This is a genomic window from Hungatella sp., from assembly GCF_046966825.1.
On sequence record NZ_JBKVCZ010000241.1, the window covers coordinates 1 to 4,286 of the forward strand.

A 4,286-nucleotide genomic window follows, 5' to 3' on the forward strand; every position below is an offset into this window, starting at 1 on the left:
GATCATCGACAGAGATTCCGAAGCCCACGGCCGGCGCATCCTTTCCGAACTGGATGAGAAGCTTGTCGTACCGTCCGCCGTTTACGATGTAATCTCCGGTTCCGTAAGTATAGGCCTTGAAAATGATTCCGGTATAATACTGGTACTGGCTCAGCATTCCAAGGTCATACGAAACGTATTCCGACAAATCGTAATATTCCAGAATCCGGTTCACCTCCTCCAGACGGTCAATCGCCCGTAAGGCCCGCGGGTTTTTCGTAAACTCTCTGGCGGCCTGGATCTCCTCCAGGGAACCGAACAGTTCAGGAAGCTTTAGAAATGCATCCTTTAATTCCTGTGGAATGGGCTGTTCCATCACCAGCTCCTCCACGCCGAAATAATTCTTGTTCTCGATCAGCTCACGAAGCTTCTCCTCCATCTCCTCGTCCATGCCGGCTTCCTCTAGAAGGCCGCGGAAGAAATCGACTTCTCCCAGCTCCACCTGGAATTCCGTGAGGCCAGCCGCCTTCAGGGCCCGGATAACCATGGCGAGAATCTCCGCATCCGCGTCGGACGAGTCGTCACCGATCAGTTCCACACCGGTCTGGGCCGCTTCCTTGAGCCGTCCCTGGTAGCTGGTGTTATTGATAAAGGTCCGCTCCAAATAGCAGAGCCGCAAAGGCATATCCTCTTCTGTAAAATACTTCGTCACACATCTGGCGATCGCCGGCGTCTCATCGGGCCGGAGCACCAGGGTATGGTTGTCTCTGTCGAAAAACTTAAACATCTCTTTTGCTTTAACGCTTCCACGGGATTCATTAAAGATATCAAAGAATTCAAAGGTCGGCGTTTCAATGTCCTGATATCCGTACAGATGGAATATCTCTAAGATCCTGTTCTGAATGGCTGCCTTTCGGGTACATTCCACTCCGTAGATGTCCCGGACGCCATCCGGTGTATGTAATAATTTGTTTGCCATAGCTTCCTCCGAACGTTGCTGCATACTGCTTTCATATGGTAAAGTGCTACCATGATAACGTGTAGTTTATTATAAGGGACACTGCCCGACTTGTCAATCTCTTCTGTCCAAATCTTTCTGAATCATCTCCAGATAGTGGACAAAGATATCCCGGCAGCTGCGTATCTGCCATGACTTATCCACTTCCTCATAGGTGAAGCTTTTGCGCCCGCCCTCCTCCATTCGAGTCCAGAAACGAAGGATTTCGTCGAACGGAAGATAATATATCTCATTTTTCACCGTATAGGACAGGATGATGAAGGAAATGCCTCCCTGCTCCTCGAATTCACGCATAAAGGCAATCTGATGCGGGTGGATATTGTGCAGGGGAAACGTCTCCACGGCGCACTCCTTGGCGTCAAAACAGACGGGAATCCCCTGTACGGCCCCGATGTAGTCTACCGTACTCTTCTGATCGAAATAAGCCAGCGTGATGTGTCGGCTCTCCTTATCGATGGAGATGGGGGTGATCGGGGTCGGCACCTTCTGGATCAGGGCCAGTTTCTTCTCACGGTAGCTGTCGTTGCTGCGGTTGATGATATCTTCCAGTGTGGAGCCTCTTAAGCCCCTCGTGTTCCATGTTCCCATAGCCTAACTCCAATCCCGGCAGATTTTCCGGAAGGTCTGCGGGAGCGGCGCTGAAAAGGTTTTGCCGGAAAGACCGGTCAGCGGTTCCGGCAGTACCGGAAATGTCACCGTACAGGAATGAAGCATCTGGGAACGGATATTCCAGCGCTTTTTCGCCTCTTCATTGACTGCGCTGTCGCCGTATTTGTAGTCCCCAAGAATGGGATGGCCGATAGAGGCCAGATGAGCCCGGATCTGATGGGTCCGCCCTGTAATCAGCTTGACGCTTAACAGCGTGCAGTCCTCCGCCCAGCCGAGCGGTTCATATTCCGTCATAATGGGAACGCTTCCCGCCGTTTCCGTTGTGGTGACGGTCACCAGGTTCGTGGCCTCGTCCTTTTTAAGAAATCCGGTAATGACCTGTTTTTCCGTCACACGGCCCTTTACCACGCACCGGTAGTATTTATGCAGGCTTCTGTCCTTGAAGACCGCGGACATAATCTGAAGGCCCGGCAGAGACTTGCCGGCGACGACGAGGCCGCTGGTGTTTCTGTCCAGGCGGTTGCAGACGGAGGGGCGGAAGCTCTGGAGCTGTTCTGTGGATAACTGTCCGCTGGATATGAGGTAATCGATGATGTATTCCACCAGGGATTCATCGGTGTCCTTCGCTTTCTGGGAAAGCATTCCCGAAGGCTTGTTGACCAGAAGAATATGGTCATCCTCATAAATGATATGCAGATTCACCTTTTTGACCCCTAAGCGTATGGAGGGAAAACTTCCGAATGGTCTCCTCGGAGAAGAACAGCTTGACCTCGTCTCCCTGACGAGCTTTCCGAGCCATCACATTTCCCATTCAGCGTTATGTTCTTCTTGCGCATCATCTTATAGAGAAATCCCTTACCGGCCAGATTTAAGTATTTGGCCAGCAGCTTGTCGAGCCGCTGACCCGATTCATTTTCAGAAACAATGAGAGAACGCATCTTTCAATTCCCCTTACATGGATAGATTTTTAAGCAGCTGGAGCGTGTAGTCCACACTGCCGTCATCCTCGTATTCTTCCGCCGGCTTCAGGCTCTCCATCCGGTGGAAAAATGCCTTTTCATCGAGAATGATCTTCACGCCAAGATCCAGCTTGTGTCCCGCAAACATCTCTTTTAAGAATTTCTCCGCTTTTGCAGTGTCCAGCTTCGGCGAGGTACAGTATAGGAATACGCCGCTGGGATGGACAATGGCTGCATCCGCCGGGATGATAGCGTCTCTGGTGTGATGATCAAGTCGTACAGAATGGAAAAACGTCCTCATACCAGCCGCTCTCGGTGAAAGTCCTCGGAGGCGTCTTATAACGCCAGGCCGCGAGAAGCGGTGAGGCCACGTTGGCCGTGGGAAGAACGGAAAGGATGGCCATGACCGTCAGAATATTCTTCCAGGCCGTGCTGTCCACAAAATGTCTTGCGGTCAGCTGGGCGATAATCATGGCTGCTCCGAAGGCGACTTTGCCTGTCTCCACTTTCTTATGATGGTTCCGGTATCCGTACTGCCCCTTGTTGTATTTTTTCACAGTTGTCATTCCTTTTTTATCGGTATAGTGTTGATTCAATCCCCGTTTGTTATAGCGCCTTCATGATTCTTAAGATCATGCCGTGAGGCAGAACCTTGCAGAGCAGATGAAATGCCTTCATGGTAATGCCGTAGACCGACACGGTCCGTCCCATCATATTGTCGCGGATCGCTTTCTTTACTACGCGCTTCGGATCCGCCATGACGATCCGCTTGTAGACCGGAATCTCGCCCGTGGTCTCCGCAATATCGAAGAATTCCGTCTTGACTGGTCCGGGGCATACTGCGGTCACATAGATGCCGCGCGGTTTTAACTCCTCGTTAAGCGCCCGGCTGTAGCTGAGTACGAAGGACTTCGTGGCCGCGTAGATGGCAAAATCCGGCTGCGGAAGAAATGCTGCCGAGGAAGCCAGCTGAATGATGCGGCTGTTCCCGGAGAGGTAGGGAAGCACCATATGCGTGACCACGCAGAGCGCTTTGCAGTTTAAATCCACCATACCGGCTTCATCGGCAAGATTTAAAGAACCTACCGGTCCAATCTTTCCGAAGCCCGCCGAGTTGATCAGCCATTTGACATCGGGGTGCTCTTCCTCCAGCGTGCACTGAAAATCCATCAGCTCCTTATGGTCTGTTAAATCCACGGCGAAGATGCGCAAACGCACTGGAACCGTGGATACCAGTTCCTTCAGCCGGTCTTCGCGTCTGGCGATAACCCAGATTTCATCGATTCCGTTAAAACGGTCCGCCAGCTGCCTGACAAATTCTCTGCCCATTCCTGAGGAGGCCCCTGTTACAACTGCAATCTTCATTTGAATCCCTTCTTTTCTCTTTTATTTTTTAACCTTTTTATGAACGTTTCTTATAGTCTTTTTCTTTCCCGCCGGTTTGGCGTCCCGCTGCTTTGCAGCCGGATAACCGCCTGACGGCTGTCCATTCCCCGGCCTTTTCCCGCCGGCAGACTGTCCGCCGCCGGAAAATCTGGGACGGATCAGACATTTTTTGTCGTATCCGATCAAGTCGGTGCGTCCGGCTTTCTTCAGTGCCTCCTCCACCAGTTCGTAATTCTTTGGATTACGGTACTGGATGAGCGCTCTCTGCATGGCCTTTTCATGCGGATTCGTGGGGACGTAGACCTTTTCCATGGTGCGCGGATCGTATCCGGTGT

General features: G+C 51.8%; 6 protein-coding genes and 1 pseudogene. All 7 read right to left on the reverse strand.

Annotated elements, in window-relative coordinates:
• Window positions 1–958: ATP phosphoribosyltransferase regulatory subunit (gene hisZ, locus ACLTD4_RS33030; RefSeq protein WP_412331936.1), on the reverse strand; the 958-nt coding region annotated here is incomplete at its 3' end.
• Window positions 959–1,051: 93 nt separating this feature from the next.
• Window positions 1,052–1,585 (reverse strand): Holliday junction resolvase RecU, encoded by a 534-nt coding sequence (locus ACLTD4_RS33035; RefSeq protein ID WP_117620736.1) that lies wholly within the window; start codon window positions 1,583–1,585, stop codon window positions 1,052–1,054.
• Window positions 1,586–1,588: 3 nt separating this feature from the next.
• Window positions 1,589–2,544 (reverse strand): annotated as a pseudogene (locus ACLTD4_RS33040) (RluA family pseudouridine synthase).
• A gap of 13 nt (window positions 2,545–2,557) precedes the next feature.
• The gene (locus ACLTD4_RS33045) at window positions 2,558–2,866 is read right to left on the reverse strand and encodes a hypothetical protein (RefSeq protein WP_412331937.1); all 309 of its coding nucleotides are present in this window, start codon (window positions 2,864–2,866) and stop codon (window positions 2,558–2,560) included.
• Window positions 2,835–3,122: a hypothetical protein gene (locus ACLTD4_RS33050; protein WP_412331938.1), complete on the reverse strand. Its 288-nt coding sequence runs from the start codon at window positions 3,120–3,122 to the stop codon at window positions 2,835–2,837. Before ACLTD4_RS33050 ends, ACLTD4_RS33045 begins: the two co-directional genes overlap by 32 nt.
• Window positions 3,123–3,171: 49 nt before the next feature.
• Window positions 3,172–3,930 carry an SDR family NAD(P)-dependent oxidoreductase gene (locus ACLTD4_RS33055; RefSeq protein WP_002604143.1) on the reverse strand — a complete coding sequence of 253 codons (759 nt, stop codon included), beginning with the start codon at window positions 3,928–3,930 and terminating at the stop codon, window positions 3,172–3,174.
• A gap of 21 nt (window positions 3,931–3,951) precedes the next feature.
• Window positions 3,952–4,286: DUF3362 domain-containing protein (locus ACLTD4_RS33060; RefSeq protein WP_412331939.1), on the reverse strand; the 335-nt coding region annotated here is incomplete at its 5' end.